General features: G+C 55.9%; 25 protein-coding genes. 15 read left to right on the forward strand and 10 right to left on the reverse strand.

Features of this window, described 5'->3' with window-relative positions:
* Positions 1–118 precede the first annotated feature (118 nt).
* The 3 genes from rho to hemE form a co-directional block, all read right to left on the reverse strand.
* Positions 119–1,384, reverse strand: a complete 1,266-nt coding sequence (gene rho, locus YBN1229_RS04820; protein WP_046477132.1) for a transcription termination factor Rho — start codon at positions 1,382–1,384, stop codon at positions 119–121.
* Between the two features lie 250 nt (positions 1,385–1,634).
* Positions 1,635–2,171, reverse strand: coding sequence for a protoporphyrinogen oxidase HemJ (gene hemJ, locus YBN1229_RS04825; RefSeq protein WP_082101019.1), 537 nt, complete (start codon positions 2,169–2,171; stop codon positions 1,635–1,637).
* Positions 2,171–3,232 carry a uroporphyrinogen decarboxylase gene (gene hemE / locus YBN1229_RS04830; RefSeq protein WP_046477135.1) on the reverse strand — a complete coding sequence of 354 codons (1,062 nt, stop codon included), beginning with the start codon at positions 3,230–3,232 and terminating at the stop codon, positions 2,171–2,173. Before hemE ends, hemJ begins: the two co-directional genes overlap by 1 nt.
* 414 nt (positions 3,233–3,646) lie before the next feature.
* On the opposite strand from hemE, the gene YBN1229_RS04835 reads away from it, so the two are divergent.
* From YBN1229_RS04835 to dnaQ, 5 genes are read left to right on the forward strand one after another with little or no spacing between them, the layout of a single operon-like run.
* The gene (locus YBN1229_RS04835) at positions 3,647–4,501 is read left to right on the forward strand and encodes a pyruvate, water dikinase regulatory protein (RefSeq protein ID WP_046479983.1); all 855 of its coding nucleotides are present in this window, start codon (positions 3,647–3,649) and stop codon (positions 4,499–4,501) included.
* Positions 4,494–5,105, forward strand: coding sequence for a Maf family nucleotide pyrophosphatase (locus YBN1229_RS04840; RefSeq protein ID WP_046477138.1), 612 nt, complete (start codon positions 4,494–4,496; stop codon positions 5,103–5,105). The genes YBN1229_RS04835 and YBN1229_RS04840 overlap by 8 nt, the downstream gene beginning before the upstream one ends.
* A 53-nt stretch (positions 5,106–5,158) precedes the next feature.
* Positions 5,159–5,989, forward strand: a complete 831-nt coding sequence (locus YBN1229_RS04845) for a shikimate dehydrogenase (RefSeq protein ID WP_046477140.1) — start codon at positions 5,159–5,161, stop codon at positions 5,987–5,989.
* Positions 5,989–6,618 (forward strand): dephospho-CoA kinase, encoded by a 630-nt coding sequence (gene coaE, locus YBN1229_RS04850; protein WP_046477142.1) that lies wholly within the window; start codon positions 5,989–5,991, stop codon positions 6,616–6,618. Before YBN1229_RS04845 ends, coaE begins: the two co-directional genes overlap by 1 nt.
* Before the next feature lie 46 nt (positions 6,619–6,664).
* Positions 6,665–7,384 carry a DNA polymerase III subunit epsilon gene (gene dnaQ, locus YBN1229_RS04855; protein ID WP_046477145.1) on the forward strand — a complete coding sequence of 240 codons (720 nt, stop codon included), beginning with the start codon at positions 6,665–6,667 and terminating at the stop codon, positions 7,382–7,384.
* 19 nt (positions 7,385–7,403) lie between these two features.
* Here dnaQ and secB read toward each other — a convergent pair whose 3' ends face one another.
* Together secB and YBN1229_RS04865 are read right to left on the reverse strand one after the other, a co-directional pair.
* Complete coding sequence (gene secB / locus YBN1229_RS04860) at positions 7,404–7,922, reverse strand: protein-export chaperone SecB (RefSeq protein ID WP_052743710.1); 519 nt, start codon at positions 7,920–7,922, stop codon at positions 7,404–7,406.
* A 144-nt stretch (positions 7,923–8,066) separates the two neighbouring features.
* On the reverse strand, positions 8,067–8,591 hold the full coding sequence (locus tag YBN1229_RS04865; RefSeq protein ID WP_046477148.1) for an FxsA family protein: 525 nt from the start codon (positions 8,589–8,591) through the stop codon (positions 8,067–8,069).
* 249 nt (positions 8,592–8,840) lie between these two features.
* Between YBN1229_RS04865 and YBN1229_RS04870 the strand changes: the two genes are divergently transcribed.
* The 4 genes from YBN1229_RS04870 to YBN1229_RS04885 all read left to right on the forward strand — a co-directional run bounded on the left by YBN1229_RS04870 (position 8,841) and on the right by YBN1229_RS04885 (position 11,868).
* Entirely contained in the window at positions 8,841–9,587 is a 747-nt protein-coding gene (locus YBN1229_RS04870; RefSeq protein WP_046477150.1) for a Tim44/TimA family putative adaptor protein, read from the forward strand.
* A 101-nt stretch (positions 9,588–9,688) separates the two neighbouring features.
* Positions 9,689–10,840: a murein transglycosylase A gene (gene mltA, locus YBN1229_RS04875; protein ID WP_046477153.1), complete on the forward strand. Its 1,152-nt coding sequence runs from the start codon at positions 9,689–9,691 to the stop codon at positions 10,838–10,840.
* A complete protein-coding gene (locus YBN1229_RS04880; RefSeq protein ID WP_046477156.1) occupies positions 10,841–11,485 on the forward strand; it encodes a Smr/MutS family protein in 645 nt (214 codons plus the stop codon).
* A gap of 92 nt (positions 11,486–11,577) precedes the next feature.
* Positions 11,578–11,868 (forward strand): zf-TFIIB domain-containing protein, encoded by a 291-nt coding sequence (locus YBN1229_RS04885; RefSeq protein WP_046477159.1) that lies wholly within the window; start codon positions 11,578–11,580, stop codon positions 11,866–11,868.
* Positions 11,869–11,972: 104 nt separating this feature from the next.
* On the opposite strand, the gene YBN1229_RS04890 is transcribed toward YBN1229_RS04885, so the two are convergent.
* Positions 11,973–12,515, reverse strand: coding sequence for an invasion associated locus B family protein (locus YBN1229_RS04890; RefSeq protein WP_052743711.1), 543 nt, complete (start codon positions 12,513–12,515; stop codon positions 11,973–11,975).
* Between the two features lie 44 nt (positions 12,516–12,559).
* A complete protein-coding gene (locus YBN1229_RS04895; RefSeq protein WP_244465010.1) occupies positions 12,560–13,111 on the reverse strand; it encodes an RNA methyltransferase in 552 nt (183 codons plus the stop codon).
* Between the two features lie 101 nt (positions 13,112–13,212).
* Here YBN1229_RS04895 and YBN1229_RS04900 point away from each other — a divergent pair, with 101 nt between their 5' ends.
* The 3 genes from YBN1229_RS04900 (at position 13,213) to YBN1229_RS04910 (ending at position 15,689) form a co-directional block, all read left to right on the forward strand.
* Positions 13,213–14,187: an NADPH:quinone oxidoreductase family protein gene (locus YBN1229_RS04900; protein ID WP_046477161.1), complete on the forward strand. Its 975-nt coding sequence runs from the start codon at positions 13,213–13,215 to the stop codon at positions 14,185–14,187.
* 199 nt (positions 14,188–14,386) lie between these two features.
* Positions 14,387–14,689 (forward strand): hypothetical protein, encoded by a 303-nt coding sequence (locus YBN1229_RS04905; RefSeq protein WP_139165291.1) that lies wholly within the window; start codon positions 14,387–14,389, stop codon positions 14,687–14,689.
* Between the two features lie 145 nt (positions 14,690–14,834).
* A complete protein-coding gene (locus YBN1229_RS04910) occupies positions 14,835–15,689 on the forward strand; it encodes a DUF2865 domain-containing protein (protein ID WP_076605283.1) in 855 nt (284 codons plus the stop codon).
* An 11-nt stretch (positions 15,690–15,700) separates the two neighbouring features.
* Here the strand turns inward: YBN1229_RS04910 and thpR are convergent, their stop codons facing one another.
* Entirely contained in the window at positions 15,701–16,276 is a 576-nt protein-coding gene (gene thpR, locus YBN1229_RS04915) for an RNA 2',3'-cyclic phosphodiesterase (RefSeq protein ID WP_046477168.1), read from the reverse strand.
* Between the two features lie 100 nt (positions 16,277–16,376).
* On the reverse strand, positions 16,377–17,039 hold the full coding sequence (locus tag YBN1229_RS04920; RefSeq protein WP_046479987.1) for an arylesterase: 663 nt from the start codon (positions 17,037–17,039) through the stop codon (positions 16,377–16,379).
* A 156-nt stretch (positions 17,040–17,195) separates the two neighbouring features.
* Between YBN1229_RS04920 and YBN1229_RS04925 the strand changes: the two genes are divergently transcribed.
* The 3 genes from YBN1229_RS04925 to YBN1229_RS04935 all read left to right on the forward strand — a co-directional run bounded on the left by YBN1229_RS04925 (position 17,196) and on the right by YBN1229_RS04935 (position 21,431).
* On the forward strand, positions 17,196–17,888 hold the full coding sequence (locus YBN1229_RS04925) for an ABC transporter ATP-binding protein (protein ID WP_082101020.1): 693 nt from the start codon (positions 17,196–17,198) through the stop codon (positions 17,886–17,888).
* A gap of 43 nt (positions 17,889–17,931) precedes the next feature.
* Entirely contained in the window at positions 17,932–20,508 is a 2,577-nt protein-coding gene (locus YBN1229_RS04930) for an ABC transporter permease (protein WP_046477170.1), read from the forward strand.
* Between the two features lie 158 nt (positions 20,509–20,666).
* Positions 20,667–21,431 carry a Bax inhibitor-1/YccA family protein gene (locus YBN1229_RS04935; RefSeq protein WP_046477173.1) on the forward strand — a complete coding sequence of 255 codons (765 nt, stop codon included), beginning with the start codon at positions 20,667–20,669 and terminating at the stop codon, positions 21,429–21,431.
* Between the two features lie 100 nt (positions 21,432–21,531).
* On the opposite strand, the gene YBN1229_RS04940 is transcribed toward YBN1229_RS04935, so the two are convergent.
* A complete protein-coding gene (locus YBN1229_RS04940; RefSeq protein WP_052743712.1) occupies positions 21,532–21,921 on the reverse strand; it encodes a DUF2794 domain-containing protein in 390 nt (129 codons plus the stop codon).
* Positions 21,922–22,233 lie beyond the last annotated feature (312 nt).

A 22,233-nucleotide genomic window follows, 5' to 3' on the forward strand; every position in this document is an offset into this window, starting at 1 on the left:
CGCGCTGGAGAGTATCGAAAGATGAAATTCTGTGGACACCGAGTCTAAACCAAGTCGTTTCACGTGAAACCGGAGTCCTTACAACTTGACTCCTGAGTCGCGTGAATCTTGGAAGACTTCAAGTGTTCATAGAATTGAAGAAGTCACCATTGGTCTTCGTCTGCTTGAGTTTATCGATAAGGAACTCGATCGCATCCATGGTACCCATGGGGTTGAGGATACGACGCAGGACGTAGACCTTTTTGAGCTGATCCTTCGCGATGAGGAGATCTTCCTTACGCGTACCGGAGCGAGCAACGTCGATCGCAGGGAAGACACGTTTGTCGGAAACCTTGCGGTCGAGAATGATTTCCGAGTTACCTGTGCCCTTGAATTCTTCGAAGATAACTTCGTCCATGCGCGAACCGGTATCGATCAGCGCTGTCGCAATAATCGTAAGCGATCCGCCCTCTTCGATATTACGGGCGGCACCGAAGAACCGCTTCGGACGTTGCAGCGCGTTAGAATCGACGCCGCCGGTCAGCACCTTGCCCGATGAAGGAACGACCGTGTTATAGGCGCGGCCCAGGCGGGTGATGGAGTCCAGAAGAATCACCACGTCCCGCTTATGCTCAACGAGACGTTTAGCCTTTTCAATAACCATTTCAGAGACTTGGACGTGCCGTGACGGCGGCTCATCGAAGGTCGAGGAAATAACCTCACCTTTCACAGAGCGCTGCATGTCCGTGACTTCTTCCGGACGCTCGTCGATCAACAAAACGATCAGATAGCATTCGGGATGATTGGTGGTGATCGAATGCGCGATGTTCTGCAGCAGAACCGTCTTACCGGTACGAGGCGGCGCTACAATAAGAGCGCGCTGGCCCTTACCGAGGGGCGAGACGATATCGATCACACGTGCCGAAAGATCCTTAATCGTCGGATCTTCGATTTCCATCTTCAACCAGGACGTTGGATAAAGAGGCGTCAGGTTATCGAAGTGGATCTTATGTTTGGTCGCTTCAGGCTCTTCAAAATTGATCTTCGCAACTTTCAGAAGAGCAAAGTAGCGCTCCCCTTCCTTCGGACTGCGGATCTGGCCTTCGACTGTATCGCCGGTTCGCAGCGCAAAGCGCCGGATCTGAGACGGAGATATATAGATGTCATCGGGACCAGGCAGATAGTTCGCGTCTGGTGAGCGGAGGAAGCCAAAGCCATCCGGAAGAACCTCCACAACCCCCGTCCCCATGATCTCGATGTCTTGGGCCGCAAGCTGCTTCAGCGTCGCGAACATCAGCTCCTGCTTGCGCATGGTGCTGGCGTTTTCAACGCCCATTTCTTCGGCGAAACTTAACAGTTCCGGTGGTGACTTGAGCTTCAGATCCTCAAGTTTCATTTGTTCCATTGGGGGAAAAGACTCCGAGACTAGCATCGGCATAACGGAGAGGTAGGAGAAGGAAATAAAGCCGAGCTATATTGGCAGGTGGGATGGGTCATTGGAGCGCGCAAACCACGTTCGCGCCGCGTGTTGATCGGGTCATGGAGAATAACGGGATCAACTCATACCCGGGCCTTGAAGGCCCTGAAAATATGGGATGCACGTTTTTATAACAGACTTGAACGGCCCCGCATAGGGCCAAACTGCATCTCCACTCTCAAAATGGCTTGACAATAACCATGATGACAATGCCGACCATCAACAGCGCCGGCACCTCATTCATGATCCGCCAGTGGCGGGCACTGCGCTCGTTACGATCTTCCGCAAACGCGCGTAAAGCCGATGACAAATAGCCGTGCACCCCTGAGAGAATAAAAACGAGCGCAAATTTGACGTGAAACCAAGGCGCCATATACCAGCCACCCTGCCACGCCAACCATAACCCCAGAATCCACGTAATAATCATCGCGGGATTAATGATCAGCGTTAGTAATCGGCGCTCCATAACCTTGAAGGTCTCGGATTGCTGTGTCCCGATCTCTGTTTCTGCATGATAAACAAAGAGACGCGGCAAATAGAGCATCCCGGCCATCCAGGAAATCACAGCCATCACGTGGACGGCCTTGACCCAATCGTAAGCTGCGTCACCAAGAAGAAGCATTGCTGCAGCCGTGGCCAGAACGGTTACGCCTAACGCAATCCCTGCTCGGATACCGGGATCCCCGTTCCCTTTTGACGCTGAATTGTCCGTCATCACGCAGCCTGTCGCACCAGTTCGACAAGACGCGCCACATGCTCCGGCGGCGTTTGCGGCACGATTCCATGCCCAAGGTTGAAGATGAACCGTTTACCCCGCATAACCGAGAGTGTCTCCGCAACGCGTGCCTCAAGCGCCGATCCGCCGGCTACCAGCAGCAACGGATCCAGATTGCCCTGTACGACCGCATTAGTTTCCGCTGCAAGTCGGGCCATATGCGCCAACGGCATCGACGTGTTGCAGCTAAGGCCGTTCACCTGGGTTTTCTCCACGAAGTTCGCGCTGGCCACATCAGCACCGCGCGGAAATCCGATGATCGGAACATCCGGGTGCAACTGACGAAGTTTGGCGACGATAGCCTGAGTCGGCACAACGACCCAACGCTGGAACTCGTCATCGGGAAGACTCCCCGCCCAACTGTCGAAAATCTGTAGAACATCTGCCCCGGATTTCACCTGGCCGGACAGATAAGTAACTGATGAATCAATGAGAATATTGATCAATTCACCGAATAACGCTGGCTGTTGATAGGCCAGTGACCGGGTCGCGGCTTGGTCAACCGAGCCTCGCCCTCCGACCATGTAGGTCGCCACCGTCCACGGCGCACCGCAAAAACCAATCAATGCCGTTTCGGAGGGCAAATCCTGACGCAACCTCTGAACGGTTTCCCAAACGATCGCGAACTTCCCAGCCGTTTTCGCAGGATCAAGCTTAGTCAGTCCAGCCGCATCTGTGATCGGATCAAGCCGCGGACCTTCGCCTTCAACAAACGAAACCTGCTGCCCGAGTGCATCGGGAACGACGAGAATGTCCGAAAACAAAATCGCTGCATCGAAACCATATCGGCGAATGGGCTGCAATGTCACTTCGCAAGCGAGCTTTGGCGAGTAACAAAGATCCAGAAAGCCTCCTGCTTGAGAACGCGTCGCCCGATATTCTGGCAAGTACCGTCCTGCCTGACGCATCAACCAGATGGGAGGGGGGGACACCGCCTCGCCAACGAACGGTTTCAAAAACCGTCGTAAACTGGCGCGAGCTGCCAGGGTTTGAACAGACATGCTTCTCCCTTCAGATTCTAAATCAATTTTTGAAGGTTTCTATTTTGACTCTTAGGAATGCGGATATCGGGGATATCCCAGGTTTCCCACAAGAAGCGCAAGATAGCTCGACCATGTACGATGTTGACCGCAACATCTGGTCACGTCACGTGCCAATGGGCACTAGAGGAAGAAACCTCATTGATTGTCAATTATTTAAGAATACTCATCCTTGACCGCCCACTAGGCAAAGCCTGTGAATAGGGTTGGGATATCCATGAAAGGCATGGGAGACGGTGGGTATTTCGGCGCGTTGTCGAAAAGTCGCTGAGCTCCACATCGATTGTGGGTATCGTCGTGGACAATACGCCGGTTATTCTGGAGTCCACGATAGGCCCGCCAGGACCGCTATTTCTGTTCAACGCTTTTCCACATATGGCAAACGTGACTCCGAGCTACTACCACCTGCATCTCGTATCAGATGCAACTGGTGAAACACTGACGACCATCGCTAAAGCTGCTGCGGTCCAGTACGCCCAGGTCCGGCCGATCGAGCACGTGCATCCGCTCGTTCGTACCCAGCGCCAGCTTCAGCGTACGTTGCAAGAGATCGAGCAGGCCCCGGGCATCGTGCTCTACACCGTGGTCAATCAGGACCTCGGGGTCATCCTTGAGGAACACTGCAAGAAGCTGAAACTACCCTGCTTGGCGGTATTGCAGCCCATCATGCAGGTCTTCGAATCCTACCTTGGCGCGCCGACAACTCCAACCGTTGCCGGTCAGCATGTGCTTGATGCCGATTATTTTCGGCGGATCGACGCCCTTAACTTCACGATGGCGCATGATGACGGCCAATTGCCCGCGGATATCAATCAGGCCGACGTCATTGTCCTTGGCATCTCACGGACCTCAAAAACACCGACGAGCATTTATCTGGCCCAACGTGGCTACAAGACTGCAAACGTGCCGATTGTGCCCTCGATTCCTCTGCCCGCGGTATTAAGTGAACCGCATACCGCTCTCGTCGTTTGCCTTGTCGCGCAAGCTGATAGGATCTCAGAGGTGAGACGGAACCGGGCAATGCTGCTAGCTGATCGTGACCTGGGCGACTATGTCGATCGCGATATGATCTTGGCTGAGATTGCGCATTCACGCCGAATTTGTGCCAAGCATGGCTGGCCCGTGATTGATGTCACCCGCCGCTCTATTGAAGAAACGGCCGCGACCATCATCAAGCTATTGCACGACCGCCGTACCGGCTGGGCAAAGAAGGAGACCGGCGATGCTTGAAACATCGCAACTCATACTCGCGTCCGGAAGTCGCGCGCGTTACTCGTTGCTCAAATCAGCAGGCGTAGCTTTCACGGTTATCCCGGCGGATATCGATGAAACGGCCGTCAGGGAAACCCTGACGAGCGACAATCCGGAAATCGACCCCGTCGACATCGCGGATGTCCTCGCGCGTGTCAAAGGCGAGGCTGTCTCCGCTGCCAACCCCGACAGCTTGGTTATCGCTGCAGACCAAGTCCTGGCCTTAGGACCGGAAATCTTCAGCAAGCCAGCCGATTTGGAGGACGCGCGCGAGTGTTTAAAGAAATTGCGTGGTCGAACACACCAGCTTCACTCGGCCGTCGTCCTTGCTGAGAATGGCGAAGTAACCTGGGCGCACGTCGAAACAGCGGATATGACGATGCGCAACTTCTCGACCACGTTTCTCTCGGAGTACCTCGTGAAGGCGGGAGAAGCTGTGTGCCACTCCGTCGGCGGTTATCAGCTCGAAGGCCAGGGCATCCAGTTATTCGAAAAGATTGATGGCGATTACTTCACCATCCTCGGGTTGCCACTTCTTCCGCTTCTTGCGGAGCTCCGTCAGCGTGACGTCCTGACGAGCTGAAACGGAACAACAAGACAGTTGGGGAGGGCAGCGATGATCGCGGCTGCAGACGTATGAAGCGAGCCTGTGTCATCGGTTGGCCAATAGAACACTCTCGGTCTCCGCTAATCCACGGTTACTGGCTAAATAAGTATGGCGTCTCGGGAGAGTACACGAAGGTCGCTGTTCACCCCGATGAGGCTGCAGCATTTCTGTCGGGACTGGCAGACAACGGTTTTGCCGGCTGCAACGTCACTGTTCCACTGAAAGAGATTGCCTACAAGGCAGCCGACCGGCGCCTGCCATCCGCTGATGCGGTCGGGGCCGCCAATACGGTCTGGCTGGAGAATGGGCAGGTGTGTGTTGAGAACACCGACACCTACGGCTTCATGACTCATCTCGCGCAGTCGGCGCCCGATTGGCAGAAGGGCTCTGGACCGGCAGTAATCCTCGGCGCCGGTGGTGCCGCGCGCGCCATCGTCCACGGCTTGCAGGAGGCGGGCGTTGACCACATCGTCGTCTTTAACCGCACAGCGGAACGGGCGAAGGCGCTAGCACGCGATTTCGGATCATCCGTCGAAGCCCGGGAATGGGATGCACGCGTTGATGCTCCTGCGTGGGCGCGCTTGATCGTCAACACGACCACAATCGGTATGAAGGGTGAGGGAGATCTGGGCCTCGATTTCAAGTCGGCCGCAAAGAGCTGCGTCGTCGCCGATATCGTCTACGTACCGTTGGAAACCGGACTTTTGAAAACTGCGCGCGAACACGGGCTGACGGCCGTTGATGGGTTGGGAATGCTCTTGCATCAAGCCGTGCCAGGGTTTGAGCGCTGGTTTGGCGTTCGCCCTGAAGTCACCGATGATTTGCGCGCCCGGATCATCGCGGATTTGGTAGGGCCCTGATGCTGATCATCGGACTGACAGGCTCTATCGGAATGGGAAAGTCCACAGCCGCCGAACGTTTTCGACACAACGGCGTCGCCGTGTTCGACGCGGATGCCGCTGTGCACGAACTCTATCGGGGTCCTGCTTCACCATCGATAGAAAGAGCTTTCCCTGGAACAACGGAAAACGGCGTTGTGGATCGTCAGAAACTCGCTGCCGCTTTGCTTGAGGCCCCAGAAAAGTTCCGCCAGCTCGAAGATATTGTCCACCCGATGGTTCGCGAGGTGGAACGACAATTTCTACGCGATCAGGTGCAGGCTGGTGCCGAACTTGCCGTCCTCGAGATTCCGCTCCTGATCGAAACCGGTGCTGACAACATGGTCGATGTTGTCGTTGTTGTAAGCGCGGAGCCCGACACACAACGAAAGCGCGTATTGGATCGGTCCGGTATGTCCATCGAAAAGCTGGAACAGATTTTAAGCCGTCAGGTGCCTGACGCGGAAAAACGAAAACGCGCCGATTTCGTTGTGGATACGAACGGTCCAATAGAGAGCGCTCAGTCGGCCGTCGATGCTATCGTCCAGAAGTTGCGTGAGGATAAGGGGCGAACCTACGCGCACCAGGCTTATCACCGCCATTGGTCGTGAAGGTTAGTCTGGTCTGTAATGGTCGGACTGCGGGGGACTTCAACCAATGCAACGCGAAATCGTTCTCGATACCGAAACGACGGGTCTCGACCACGCGCGTGGTGATCGCATAATCGAAATTGGCTGTATCGAACTTCTCAATCGCATACCTACAGGGCGCGAATTCCATTGCTTCATAAACCCTGAGCGGGACGTTCCAGCAGAAGCAGAGGCTGTGCACGGTCTATCGACGGCGTTCCTGGCCGACAAGCCCCTATTTGCTGCTGTTGCCGATGAGTTCATCGACTTCATTGGCAACGATGTGCTTGTCATCCACAACGCCACCTTCGACATCGGCTTCCTGAATATGGAGCTCGAGCGATTGGCGAAGCCGCGGATCAGCCACGACCGTGTAGTTGACACGTTGGCCCTGTCGCGTCGCAAACACCCAGGTGGCGTTCACAATCTTGACGCGCTCTGTAAGCGTTATGGCATCGACAACTCCAAGCGCACGAAACACGGCGCGCTTATGGACTCGCTCCTGCTGGCAGAGGTCTATGTCGAGTTACTTGGTGAACGGCAGGCTAATCTGCAACTTGGCCGCAGCAATGCCAATCGCGCGTCGGCTTCAGCCGCGAGCGGCGGAGCCGTTGTAGCCGCCAAGCGTCCAGCCCCTTTACCATCGCGGCTGACTGCCGACGACGTGGCGGCGCATCGCTCGTTCATAGAAAGCCTGGGAGAAACGGCGCTATGGCGCCGCTATCTCAATGGCCAGACCGAGACTTGAGGGGTCTGTCAGCCCCAGATCAAGCATGACCCTTCACAGCGCCGCCTTCTTCTTTGGCACCGGCTTCCTGCTTGCGCCGCATAAAGAGGCTTGCGAAATCGATCGGGTCGAGCAACAGCGGCGGAAAGCCACCTTCCCGCGTCAGATCAGCTACGGTTCGACGAAGGAACGGGAAGATCAGCGTCGGGCAATTGATAAGCAAGAATGGCTCGAGGGCCTCGTTCGGAATGTTCTTTAGGCGGAACAGCCCCGCGTAAACAATTTCCAACTGGTAGATGGTACCCATCTTGTTGGTGGCGAGTGCTTTGAAGTCGATGGCGCTCTCATAGAGCTCGTCGCTGACACGCTTGGCGTTGACGTTCACCTCAAGCTGCATATTCGGGCTCTCACCGGGCCCATCAATGAGCTTTTCAATATTTGGGTTCTCGAAGGAGAGATCCTTGATGTATTGGGCAGCGACTTGAATTTGGACGCCCGCAGTCCCCTTCTGTTCCGCAGGTGCAGCATCCTGGGACTTACCGTTTGTGGAATCCGTCATAATTGTCTCGATTCATTCACGATGAGATTGAAGTGCACCGTCGAGCGGCTGGCAGAGGTGGCTAACACAGGCTGCCCATATGCCGCAATCGCACAACACACCGCCTAATGCACGATCTTGTGTTAAGGCACAAACGCAGCGCTCTCACGTTTTAGATTTCGGGTCGGAATCGTTATCGTCGAGGCGCTTGAATTCGCCTTCTATGACAACGCCATCCCCCGAACGTGCGCGAGAGCTATCAGGCTCATCCGCTGTGTCCGGAGGCGGACGCTCGCCAAAAACCATGACGTGCAGATTGCCCGATTTCACCATCTTTCCAATTATCGCCCGCGCGATAAGCCGCCGCAAAAACGGTACAAGCAACACGAGGCCGATCGCATCTGCGACAAGACCAGGGCTGATCAGCAAGAAACTCGCGATGAGCAAAAAAGCCCCGTCGATAACCGGCTCGATGGGTGTGCGTCCTGCCGCAAGTGCGTCGTTGGCGCGCATGAGCACGCCGAGACTCTGTTGACGCAAAACAGCGAAGCCTAGAATAGCCGTACCGATCACGATCATAACGGTCGGCAAGACACCGATAAGCTGCCCAACCTTGATTAACACCGCGATCTCGATTAGCGGAATCGCAATGAAAATGAGCAAAAGAATGAAGCGTGAAGGTGAAAACATGTACCGCGGCCAACAGTTTTGGTCGATGTTGTTTGTGAGCCTTTACCGCAAACCAGATAATTCTGACGTCAATGCAGTTGGCTTCGCCATCTTTGTGCCCTAAGTTGACAGGGATACCAACCCAGATTGAACGGCGCGTTAAGCGGGTCGCCGGCTAGGTTGCGGCGAACGACTAGCCAGAGCGTTGGCGCAGCCCCACATATCCCTAGGTCACTTGATCCCAACCGCCGCCTGGAAAGCTAAAGACACATGTTTGGCGAGATTGATCCTATCACGCTTATTTCGCTGATTATCGCGGTCGTTGCGATTCTTAAGTTGCGCAGTGTTCTCGGACGTCGCACAGGCGATGAAGAAAACCGCATCGAGAGAATCCGCGCTGAGCATCGCGAAGCTGCCGCCGCTTCCGATAAAGTCGTAACACTACCGCGGCGTGAAGACGCTGAGACCTATCAGCCTGCTGAAGGCGATGGCCGAAACGCGGTCGCCGAGGTTGAGGCGAAGATCCGCAGCTCTTATCCCGATAGCGATCAGTCCCTGCAGCAAGGGCTGCTAGAGATTCTGAAGCAGGACTCCGATTTCGACCCACAGCAGTTCTTGCAGGGCGCTAAATCAGCTTACGAAATGATCGTAGTAGCGTTTGCTGAAGGCAATCGCCGCATGCTGAAGGATCTTCTCGATCCGGACGTATACGATGGTTTTGTCGCAGCTATTGCGGATCGCGAAAGCCGTGGTGAACAGGTCGACCAAAGCTTCGTTGGCATTGAGAAGGCCGATATCGTTGAGGCAGAAGTGCGTAATGGCGCGGCCAACATTACGGTACGGTTTGTGAGCCAGCTTATTTCTGCGACTCGTGATCGCGCCGGGGCGATCATCAGCGGTGATGATCGGCGCGTTAAGGACGTCACCGATATCTGGACGTTCAGTCGGGACATTTCTTCAGCACGTGCACGTGCGAACCCGAACTGGAAATTGGTCGCAACTCAGGCTTCAAATTAAAGCTTGTGACGCGGCATAATTTTCACGTGAATCAAGAGACGACCGCGATACGGATCGTAGAATGCGCTCTTCAGAACCCTTTCAAAAAAGGGTAATGGCAGATGGGTGCTCCGCGTATTTCGTTCGAACCTGAGACTTTTGCAGAACTTGAAGGCTGGGCAGGCGACGACCATGCTGCGGCCTTCGTTGCATTCTGTAAATCAGCCCCCCGCGTAATCGAACGCGCCACCGCCACTTCAACGAACAGCCGTCCGCAGCCTTCAGAAGCTTTGCTCAAAGCTTGCCGCCGGGCCTGTGAGCTAAGTCGGGTAAATCAGGGGAGCGTATCAGGGGATGTTGCGCGTCAATTCTTCGAAGAAAACTTCACACCCTACCGTCTGAGTTACGAAGGTGCGCCAGGAATCCTGACGGGCTACTATGAGCCTGAGCTCTCCGGCGCCCGTCGACGATCCGATAAATTTTTCGTTCCGGTCTACGCCCGTCCTGATGACCTTGTAAATCTCATTGATGAGGCAGAGCGCGGAGCCCGCGCCGGTGAACGAACTCACGCACGTCGGACTGCTGAAGGTCTCAAGCCCTACTTTACGCGCGCGGAAATCGATCAAGGCGCGTTGGAGGCGCAGGGTCTCGAGTTGCTGTATGTCGAAGATCCCATCGACCTGTTTTTCATGCAGGTGCAGGGATCCGGACTGATCCGATTCGAGGATGGCAGCACTGTCCGCCTTACCTATGCCGGTAAAAACGGTTTCGACTACACATCGATTGGCCGCTTTCTCATCGACAACGGCCTCTTCCCAAGTGAGGACATGACACTTCAGGCGTTGATTGATTGGTTGAAGGCCGATCGGATCCGCGCCCGGGATGTTATGTGGAAGAACGAATCTTATGTGTTCTTCAAGGAGCTGGGGCCAGTCTCGGAATCCGCCGCTCTCGGCGTTGACGATATTGCGCTTAGTCCGGGCCGCAGCATTGCAGTCGACACGGCGTTTCATGAGATCGGTACGCCGATTTTTGTCCGAGCACCTCGGCTAACACATGCGGACGACTCTTCAACCGGCTTTAACCGTCTCATGATCGCTCAGGACGTCGGCTCGGCCATCAAAGGTCCTGAACGCGGCGACCTGTTCTTCGGAACGGGATTGCAAGCAGGCCAACGGGCGGGTCAGACCAAGCACGAGGGCCGATTTATCGTACTGCTGCCCAACGGGCCGAGAGCCGCAAGGAGCACGTCTGAAACGAACGCGACACCTTGAATGACAAAGCGCCGGTTACGATCCGACAAGAACAAGCTTCTTTCTGAAGAGGATATAGCGCTTTGGCGTCACACGACCGAGCGTCTTGATCCCTTACGCAGCGGGAAGAAGTCGAGGGTGATCTTCGGGACGAGCGTCGAACTTCGCTCAAGCACGGCATCTGCTCAAGCGGAGAACAGCCCGGCAGATGTCAAGTTAGATCGCACGCAGATTAAAGCCCCTCACCCCAACAAATCACATCGTCCCTCGCCAACGCCCCCATCTAAAACCCCACACCTCGCTCAATTTGATCAGCGTGCCGCGCGTCGTATTCGCTCAGGGCGAACAGAGATCGAAGCACGCATTGATTTGCACGGTATGAGGCAGCACGAAGCCCACTCGGCTTTGCGCGCGTTCTTGCTCGGGTCGCATGCACGCGGTTTGCGCTGGGTACTCGTCATTACAGGTAAGGGGGGCAGTTCTGAACGTGATGATCGGGACATTACCCACTGGAATACGCCAGAACGCGGCGTGCTCAAAAGAAACGTGCCTCGATGGCTGTCTGAGCCCGACATGCGATCCCTGGTTGTCAGTTATACGACCGCGTCGCTTTCTCACGGAGGCGAAGGCGCACTGTACGTCCAGTTGCGCGCGAAAAGGCGATGAGTGGGTGTTTGGATTCAATCGCCTCTTACAAACTTGATGTGTGAGGAACGCTGCCCACATAGGACCAACGCATCAAAAGGAGAAGTTGCCCTATGAAGTGCCCGATCGATGACACCGAACTCAAAATGACAGAGCGCCAAGGCATCGAGGTGGACTACTGCCCAAAATGCCGGGGCGTGTGGCTGGACCGTGGAGAGCTCGACAAAATTATCGAACGTTCGGGCGAAGGGGAACAGCTTGTGAAGCAGGTCACGGAGCCACGGCACAGGGACGGCGATAGGTATCGCGAGGAACGCCGGGACGATCGGCACTATGACTCCGGTGACCGGCACTACGGCAAGAAGAAGAAGTCGTCCATATTAAGTGAGATTTTCGATTTCTAAGAGCGAATTTAAAAAGCCACGGAGCGGAATGAGCCGAACTCCGTGGCTTTTTGTAACCTGGGCCAACTCACTGTGGCCGGGCAATCGACTGCGACCTTAGCCCATCACGGACATTCAGAAGAAAGGCCCTGAAGCGCGTTCGAAATGCCCATAAGGGAATAGTTGTCGGCAGTCGCTGTTCCCTTCTCGGACGTCGCCTCAACTTTCATGATGGTGCCGCGCTTCATCGCGTCGATCAGTTTCAATTCTTGCGTCGGATCAGCGACAAACGCTTTGTCATCCTTTGCAAATAGATCGAACTTGGCACCACCGATATCGACCGTGACAGTGCTACCCTTCTTGATCGGATAACCGAGTCGGATACTGACTTCTGACTTCACACCGTCCTTGGGCCAGGCGGATATGTAAAAGAACACAGCGTCCCGCTTGGAATCGACCGGTGAGCTTTCCTTGGGTTGTGACGCGGCGAAACAAATTTTCTTCTGGGCCTCTTCGTGAGAGAATAGGCTCCAATCTCTAAAAGTCTTCACCAGATTGGCGGCGGACGCGGCACTAGTGGCGGCAACTAAAATCGCCACGGCAATGGCGGGCGAAACAGTCCATCTGCTGTCTGGTAAAAACATGAGTCTGATCAGCGTCCTCTGCATTTAATTCCCCACCCAACCCATATAGAAAAAATAGGCGGGTCTTGTCACCCTCGTACCGGATTGGAGCAGCGCCCTTGCAAATTTGCAACGCTCGCGCTGTCTGGCCCTCCCTCACTCAGCGGCCGATCTGCGAACCGCGCCAAACACCTAACGCGATCATACATCACAATCGCACCGGCCATTGCGACATTGACACAGAACCGCGTCGGGATCTTGACGACGTAGTCGCATCTTTCCAGGAGTTGGGGAGAGAGTGAACCCATTTCCGGGCCAAGAACGTAGGCAGCCTGCATTGGATGTCGAAAGCTGGGCAGGTCGATGGCGTCATCGAGCAATTCGACTCCGACAAGTTTGCAGCCCGAGGGCAATGCCATTTCATCGAGACTGCGCCAATTGTAGTGTGGCAGGTGCGCTTGGCCCTTCGAGGTGTCTGCGCGCGCCTCGAGAGCCTGATAGGTGGCGCCCACCGTAAAGGTGAAGCTCGCTCCAAATCCGTGCGCGGAACGCATCAAGTTGCCGAGATTGAGAGCTTTCGACATACGCTCAGCACCGATCGCGAAATAGCCGCGTGGCGTCGGCGGCCAGTTTGATGTCATGGTTTTCTCTTGCGATAAGAACGGGGTGGGCATCCAATCGCGCGTCGCCGATCTGACGGCGGAATGCATTGGCTGTCCGGGTTTCAACTAAGAGGTTTCACATGAGGGCACTGTTGTGCAAGTCCCTTGACGGTCCGGCAGCCCTGGAATTGGCTGACCTACCTGATCCAATCGCGGCCAAGGGGCAAGTTATCGTTGCGGTACGCGCAGCGGCCCTCAACTTTTTCGACACGCTCATCACGAGGGGAAAATATCAGCACAAACCTGATCTGCCGTTCTCACCGTCAGGGGAGATTGCGGGTGTGGTGGAGGCTGTAGGCGAGGGCGTCAGCGGATTGGTACCGGGAGATCGAGTGGCCGCATATCTCGGATGGGGCGGCGCGCGAGAGAAAATTTCCGTTGCAGCCGAACACCTTGTCCACATTCCAGACGGTGTGAATTTCCAGACGGCCTCTGGTGTCGCAATCACATATGGCACTGCGCTGCACGGGCTGCGAGACCGCGCTAAGGTGCGTTCCGGCGAAACGGTCGCTGTACTGGGAGCATCCGGTGGCGCCGGCCTAGCGGCCGTCGAAATTGCCAAACTTCTCGGAGCTCGGGTCATCGCGGTCGCATCGTCGCCCGAAAAACTCGAGATTTGCCGTCAACACGGCGCCGACGAGACGCTGTGCTACGCCGACACGGATTTGAAAACTGGCCTGCGCGAACTCACGAATGGCATCGGTGTCGATGTCGTTTACGACTGCGTTGGCGGCCCGTATGCAGAACCAGCGATCCGCGCCATGGCTTGGGAGGGCCGCTTTCTCGTCGTAGGTTTTGCCGCGGGCGAGATCCCTCGACTCCCACTCAATCTTTTGCTTCTGAAGGGATGCGCGGCGTTAGGTGTTTTTTGGGGTGAAGCAGTTAAGCGTGATGTTACACGCCATCGCGAAAATCTCAGCCAACTCCTGAGATGGGTGGCTGATGGAAATCTAGAACCTCGAATTGGCGCCGTTTTTCCCCTGGAACGTGGAGTTGAGGCCTTGCAGCTCATCGATCAGCGTAAAGCGGCAGGAAAGATTATACTTGAAATATAGTTCATCAAATAAGGTTTACCCTTAAGCAAGGTGAAGAGCCGTTGCGGCACTCGCCGCAAAAAATTGTTAGCTGCGATACGCAACCCATTGGCAACTCGATCGTTGCTTAACTCAAGGAAAGATCGCATGCGGGCTGCCGACGTGTTTCCGGTTGCGATCAGATTCAGGCCGTGATTCTATTTTCGCTCCAGCGTTGACGATGTTTAACCTCTTCCAGTTTTTGCAAAGCAATTTTCTCAAGGTGTCTTTTGTCACCCTGCTCGTCGGGACCTTATGGGTTACGTTTGCTGTTACCTATGCATTGTTCCGCGATACAACCAATCCCACCACAATGGCGGCCAAAGCATCGATCGTGACGGTTCAAGCCACAGCAACTAAGCCTTCTGAAAACTCGGCCGATGGTTACCAGTTCTGGTTTAGACAGCGCACATCGAAACCGTTCACGGTGCCCGTTGAACAGGCGTTTGCGCAGCCACCATCTCGCCAACCCGCCTCAAAATAAAAGACTCCGCCAGCGGATAGTTAGCGTTCCTCTCGGCCACCCCATCCTTCAGTTCACAAATTATTTGGGATCGCGCACGATGATACGCGGACGATCTCGTCCCTAGCCTAGGAGACGGGCATCCTTGGAGTGTTCGGGGTTGGGTATGCGTTGGACTTTGCGCGGCGCGGGTTGGGTTGCCGTTTGTACAGTAACCTTGGTTGGGCCGGACGCGCACGCCCAATCACTACTGCAAAACCTCTTTGGATTTGCCTCTGGTCCGCAAAAGCCAACCGTTTACCGTTCATCTCCTCGCAACAGCCACCCGACGTGGCAATCCGATTATGACATCCGGGAATCTCAGATTAGCCCAGCGCGGTACCGCACGATGTGCGTGCGCATGTGCGACGGGTACTACTTCCCCATAAGCTCGTCCACCATGCGGGGCGCCTTCCACCGTGACGCGGCGAAATGTAAATCGAGCTGCGGAGACGACTCCCGCCTCTTTTATATGCCGGCGAGTGACCCCGACCCAGAGCGCATGGTTGACCTAACCGGCCGCTCCTATGCCACTCTGCCAACCGCATATGTCTATCGTAAACGCCTTATTGATGGGTGTTCCTGCCGGCCTATGCCGTGGTCGTCGAGCGAGCGGTTACGTCATCTGCGCTATCGCTACGAGGCTGAGATGGCCAAGATACAAGAAACACGGCCACTAACTTTAGCGAAGGTTCAATTGGAGCCGTCGGAACCTAGCATCACGGAGAGCGAGAAGTCTGAAGAGACGATCACCGCGGACGCTGGCTCTGAAATGGAAGCTGAAGCGTCACCGCTTCAAAACACCCGCACCGCCGCAAACCCAATCGTCTCACGTGGCCAGCCAAAACACTCACGGCGCCGACCCTCAAACAGAGATCACAAGCGCAACCCGTCAAAGCCTGCGTCCAGCCAGTTCAACGGCTGGGGAAGTGGAACATCGGCTTATACGTGGCCCGGCGACGCACCTCGGAGCTATCGCTGAGCGCCTATTGCCTAGCCGGGCCCATAGGCCATCAACCCCTGGGCGTTGCCACCGCCAAATAGGGGAAAGGTCTCCTCGACAACATATGGACCACCCCCGACCTTTGGCTTCGAGGAAAACAGCGTGAAATGCGTCACGAGGAAGGGTTCCGAGCGATAGCCGCCGAAGTGTTCGAGATACCGAGCAACGACTTCGGGACGGGTGGACTTCAACCGCGCGATCGTAACGTGGGGTTTGAACTGACGACCTTCGGGCGGGAGACCGGCAGACCTCGCAGCGCGTTCATGAGCACGCGCGAGTTGTTCCAGTTCCGGACCAGCTTCGATGCCGGCCCAAATCGATCGCGGCTCTTTTCCACCGAACGTACCGAGCCCGGAAATGCGGGCATGAAAAGCGTTCACGTCGATGCCCGCAAGCATATCGGCGAACTCGCTCGCGGTCCGATTGTCGATGTCGCCGACGAACCGCAGCGTGATGTGCATGTCGTCGGTATCGATCCAGCGAGCGCCGGGAAGAGGTTGCTCCATATCGGCGAGATCGTCGCGAAGATCTTCAGGGAGTTCGATACCGGTAAAAAGACGAGGCATGGGTGTAACCCTCCGCTGTCATATGACAACTTTTATGTAGTGGTTTTTACCTGAACGGCCTCTGACTCCACCTCTTGAAAAAAATGGGAAACGCAGCGTCTCACCCAGACTTCGCTTCCGCAATCAGTTCTTCAACCTTTGGCAGCATGCGCCGGACGATTTCCGCCACACCTTTGCGATTGGGGTGCATTCCATCGTCAAGACTAAGCGTAGCGTCAGTCGCTACGCCTTCGAGGATGAAAGGATAGTAGAGTGCACCATACGTCTTCGCCAATTCTGAGAATATGGGGTCAAACGCATTCGAATACGCTTCGCCCCAGTTCTTTGGCGCGATCATGCCGGCAATCAGAACCTTGATGTCGCGTTCGCGAAGCTTCTCAAGGATCTGCTCAAGGTTCTTTCGCGTTAATTCGGGGTCTATGCCTCGGAGGGCATCGTTGGCCCCGAGTTCAAGGATAACGGCGTCGGTGTCCGTCGGGATTGCCCAGTCAAAACGTGCAAGCCCCGCGGCCGTCGTGTCACCTGAGACGCCGGCATTCTCCACAACGACCGAGTACCCACGTTTTTTCAAGGCAGCTTCAAGCTGAATAGGTAAAGCCGCGGACGGCTCAAGCATGTAACCTGCGGTCAGGCTGTCGCCGAAAGCCACAATCTTCAAAGGCTTGTCGCCTGCCCGGGCAAGTCCCACATCCAACGCCATGAACACCGTCAGTCCTATGGAGATAATCGCAAGCCAAGCTCTTATGGGAGCGACCCCGGACATCTCACCAAAGTGTGCGCGAAATCTCGACTTCATCACGATAGCGCCTCAACCCTCATCCATTGGCATTCAAACCAGCGTTACGACGTGGTTGGCTTGCTGACATCCACAGCATTGCCGCATTACCATCGGCCGGACTTTTCTGGAGGTTCCGTACACGTGCCTGCTCCCATTGTCTCATTGGACAACGTTCGTCTCAGTCTGACCAGTCGCGCCGGTGCTGTCGAAATCCTCCGCGGCATCACGCTGGATCTGACACCGGGCCAATCTGTGGCGATCCTGGGGCCGTCCGGATCTGGCAAGACATCGCTGCTGATGGTACTAGCCGGCCTCGAACGCGCGACCAGTGGTCGCGTCGTCGTGTCGGGGCAGGATCTTTCCAAACTCGACGAAGACGAGCGCGCGCGTCTGCGCGGCACTGAAATCGGCATCGTTTTCCAATCCTTCCACCTCGTTCCGACGATGACGGCGCTTGAGAATGTTGCACTCCCGCTCGAATTCCAGGGATCGCCTGATGCGGCCTCCCGTGCCCGCGAGTTATTGGGTGAAGTTGGACTTGGGTCTCGCCTGCAGCATTTTCCAGCCGAGTTGTCCGGTGGTGAGCAACAACGCGTCGCGTTGGCCCGCGCTTTATCCACCAAGCCCCGCTTGATTCTCGCTGACGAGCCGACCGGAAATCTGGATGGCGAAACCGGACGGCACATCATCGAGCTTCTCTTTGGACTGCACGGTCGTTCCGACGCCACCCTCATCCTGGTGACTCATGACGAACGATTGGCCGAACGCTGCCAGCGTACTCTCCGCATGACCGATGGCATCATTTCCGCGGATGATCTGAAGGACGCGGCCTGAGCATGGCCGGCTCAAGTGTTGCCTCTGCGGCGAAGGAAACAGCATGACGGCAGTCGAAGTGGCGCAATCCACCAATCGTGAACGGCGTTCGGTTCTTCCGCTGCCGCTGCGCTTGGCTGGCCGGCAGATGCGCGCTGGGTTCGATGGCTTCATTATCTTCATGCTGTGCGTCGCGCTGGGTGTCATGGTGATCACGGGCGTTGGAACGCTGGCGGACTCGCTCAATCTGGGTCTTGAGCGCCATGGCCGCACGATCTTGGGCGGCGACATCGCCATCTCCAGGATGCACACGCGTGCGAATGCCGAGGAACGTGCGATCCTTGATGGGGTGGGTAAGATCAGCGAAACCGCGACAATGCGGATCATGGCGAAATTGCCCGATGGCAGCGATCAGATGCTTGCGGAGCTCAAGAGCGTCGATGGAGCCTATCCGCTAGCGGGACGTCTTGAGCTTAGCGGAGGTGCATCTCTTCCAGATGTATTGCGCGACAATGGCGCCGCCGTGGAACCCATCCTGCTCGAACGACTTGGGCTGAAAGTCGGCGACAAGATTACGGTGGGCCAAGCGCAACTTGAGATTCGCGCTTTCATTGAGAAAGAGCCCGAAGGACTAGTCGATCGCCTCACGTACGGGCCGCGCGTCCTTGTGTCCATCGCGACATTGCAGAATACCGGCCTCATACAACCCGGTGCCCTGGTGCGATGGCGCTACGCCCTGGCGCTGGGCCCGGATCGTGAAACACCGAAAGACCTAATGGACGCGCACGAAGCACTCAAGGCAGGACTATCGAATGGCGGCTTTACGATAGGGGATCGACGTGATCCGTCGCCAGAGATCCGCAAGACATTGGATCGGCTGAGGCAATTCCTGACGCTCCTCGGCTTGGCCGCTTTAATTGTGGGCGGCGTCGGTATTGCCAATGCGGTCGCTCAATTTGTGGACCGCAGACGCCGCACCATCGCGACGATGCGGGCGATAGGTGCCACGAGCCGTCAAATCTTTGCGGCCTTTCTGGCGCAAATCCTGGCTATCGCCGCAATCGGCATCGCCATTGGGCTGGTTGCCGGCACCCTGATTCCCGCTGTGCTCCAGGCACAATACGGGCACTTGCTACCGTTACCCACGGAACTCACGGTCTCACCCATGAGCCTTGCGGCTGCTGCGGGCTATGGCTTGCTGGTCTCCCTTCTATTTTCAATCTGGCCGTTGGGTCGTGCCGAACAGATTTCTCCGGCTGTCCTGTTCCGCGATGAGGTGGGCAACACGGGTGGACTGCCGAGCCTCGCCATCATGATCGCGACGGGCGGACTGGCGCTGGCACTCGCCGTTATTGCGATCTTGAGCGCGGACACGTCCAAAATCGCAATTTATTTTTGCGCTGCGTTGGTTGTTGTTTTGTTGGTTTTTTATGCGCTCGGCTTAGCCGTAACATGGGCGGCAGGGAAAATTCCCCGATCAAAATTGCCGGAATTGGCAATTGCGATTGGGAATATCGGAAGTCCTGGCGGATTGACCCGATCGATTATTCTTTCTCTTGGAGCGGGACTTTCATTACTCGTAGCAGTGGCACTGACTGATGCCTCATTGGTCGAGGAATTGAACGGAAAGCTTCCTGAAAATGCACCCGACTATTTTGTGCTGGATATTCCCAAGACCGAAATCTCTACTTTTCGCGACAACATTCTAGCTAAAGTACCCAGCGCCAGGGTCAAGGAAGCACCGATGCTGCGCGGCCGGCTGATCAAACTCGGCGACCGTCCTGTAGAAAGCATCAAGGCGCCACCGGATGCGGAGTGGGTTTTGCGCGGTGATCGCGGCATCACCTATTCCACAGAAGTCCCGGACGGTTCGCGTGTAACGGCGGGTGAATGGTGGCCAGCTGATTATAGCGGAGAGCCGCTTGTCTCCTTTGAAGCCGACCTTGCGAAGCTCTTGAACTTGAGCATCGGCGATACAGTTACGGTCAACGTCTTGGGCCGCAACATCACAGCCCGTATTGCAAACCTGCGCGAACTGGATTGGGACAGTCTCTCAATCAATTTTGTGATGGTGTTTTCCCCAAACACGCTGGCTGGCGCGCCAAACAACATGCTTGCGACGATTGCGTTGCCCGACAATGTCGACATCAAGCAGGAAGCCGCGTTGGCCAAATCGGTAGCGCAGTCGTTCCCGACAACCACCGTCATCCGAGTTCGTGATGCCATCACGGCATTTAACGACGTCTTCGAAAAGATCATCACCGCGATCCGTATCGCGAGTGGTGTTACTCTATTGGCAGGCGCTCTCGTACTCGCAGGCTCTCTGGCTACAGCGCAACGTCGCCGCATTCTAGAGGCGGTGATTCTTAAGGCGTTGGGCGCCACGCGCCGTCGGATCCTGCTCGCTCATGCGATAGAGTATATGCTGCTCGGTCTATTGACAGCAGGATTTGCTATTGTGCTTGGCACGATGTCGGCGGAATTGGCACTCAGCCAAGTGATCGATGTGCCGTTTTTCTTCTCGTTCCAGGCAGTTTTGGAAGCTATTGGGCTCGCATTGGGCTTAATTCTGATTTTCGGCGGTCTGGGGACTTGGCAAGTCTTGCGGGCACGACCTGTGCCCTATTTAAGGTCTCAATAGCACTGAGGTCGTGAAATATACCTTGCCGATCCGTAATTCGATCACTAAGTCAAACTGCAAAAATACTCTTTCGGCTCCTTGAAACGGCGAGCGGAACACGACATATTCCAATCGCAAGCCGAAAAATAATACTCGCACCGGCCATAGGGAATTAACAGATGACCGAATACGAAAACAGGTATGCACAGGCAGCGACCGCTACGACGCGAACAGGCGCGGCCGTAGACGAAGGGCTGCGCTCTTACATGCTGGGTGTGTACAACTACATGGCGGCTGGCGTTGGCCTGACCGGCGTAGTTGCTTACCTGGTCTACACCCTAGCCGTTGTCACGGGGGCTGATGGCAAAGTCGCAGGCCTCACAGAGTTCGGTACGGCTCTTTATGCCTCGCCGTTGAAGTGGGTCGTAATGCTGGCGCCGCTGGCTTTTGTCTTCTTCCTTGGCTTTCGCATTCAAAAGATGAGCATCGGCGCCGCGCAGATGACGTTCTGGGCGTTCGCAGCCATTATGGGCGTGTCGCTCTCCTCGATCTTCCTGGTCTTCACCGGCCAGTCGATCACGCAGGTGTTCTTCGTCACAGCAGCAGCTTTTGCCAGCCTCAGCGCTTGGGGTTACATGACCAAGCGTGACTTGAGTGGTTGGGGCTCATTCCTGATCATGGGCGTTGTCGGCATCATCATTGCCGCGATCGTCAACTGGTTCCTGCAGTCGAGCGCCTTGGCTTTCGCCATCTCTGTTATCGGCGTTCTCGTCTTCGCAGGTCTGACGGCCTATGACACGCAGCGCATCAAGGACGAGTACCTCGCTATCCGTCACGACTCTACGATGGTCGCGAAGGCTGCCATCATGGGCGCGCTCAGCCTTTACCTGGACTTCATCAACATGTTCATGATGCTGCTCCAGCTCTTCGGCAATCGCGAATAAGCGGCATAAGCTACCAATTACACCGAAACAAAAGAAGGGCTCCGACATTAGTCGGGGCCCTTTCTGTGTTGTACCTCTCGAAACGTGTTCGAGAATCAGCTCAGCGCACGACGCGCATGCGGTTCGTTTCCAGAACATCGAGAACGCGTCGCAGATCGTGTCCGCGCTTCAAAATCACACCGGTGGCCGCGATAACGCTATACGCACCCTGCTTGCGTGCCAGCTTCGGAACCTTTTCGATGCGGAGGAGTGGCCACTCGCTAGCTTTGCGGAAGATAGAGAAGACCGCCTTCTCGCGATTCATGTCGATCGCATAGTCTCGCCACTCACCGGCAGCGACCTTACGGCCGTAAACCGCGAGTATTTCTCTCAATTCGTGTCGATTGAAACAGGTCGTCGGGGGAACCTTGTCGGGCCCGGCGGCGATGGCACCAGCGGCTGCATCGTTCGCACGCGGGCGGAGGATTGTTATCGGTTCTGAATCGCTCAAAACGCGCCTCCCTTGTCACAGAGTAGTCATGATCGCCGTATTACGAGCCTATTGCAAGTATTGAAGCAGCCTCTCAAAGGGACGTTCTGGCTAGCCGCATCTCGGAGGATTCGCACACGGAATGACCTTTTATTGGTCAGATTCACGTCGCGGACCGGCCAATCTGAGGCCGCAAATCAAGGGCACATTATCAACCGTTGCCTCTGGGTTCGATCCGCGGGATACGGCTTCGGAACTCTCAGCCCCCCAGCCCCCGGAGTTTACTCGCCGGATCGGACCTGATGGCAACGTCTCTCCTAGTTGCCCATTCCC

It is taken from the genome of Candidatus Filomicrobium marinum (assembly GCF_000981545.1).
Taxonomy (GTDB): Bacteria; Pseudomonadota; Alphaproteobacteria; order Rhizobiales; family Hyphomicrobiaceae; genus Filomicrobium; species Filomicrobium insigne.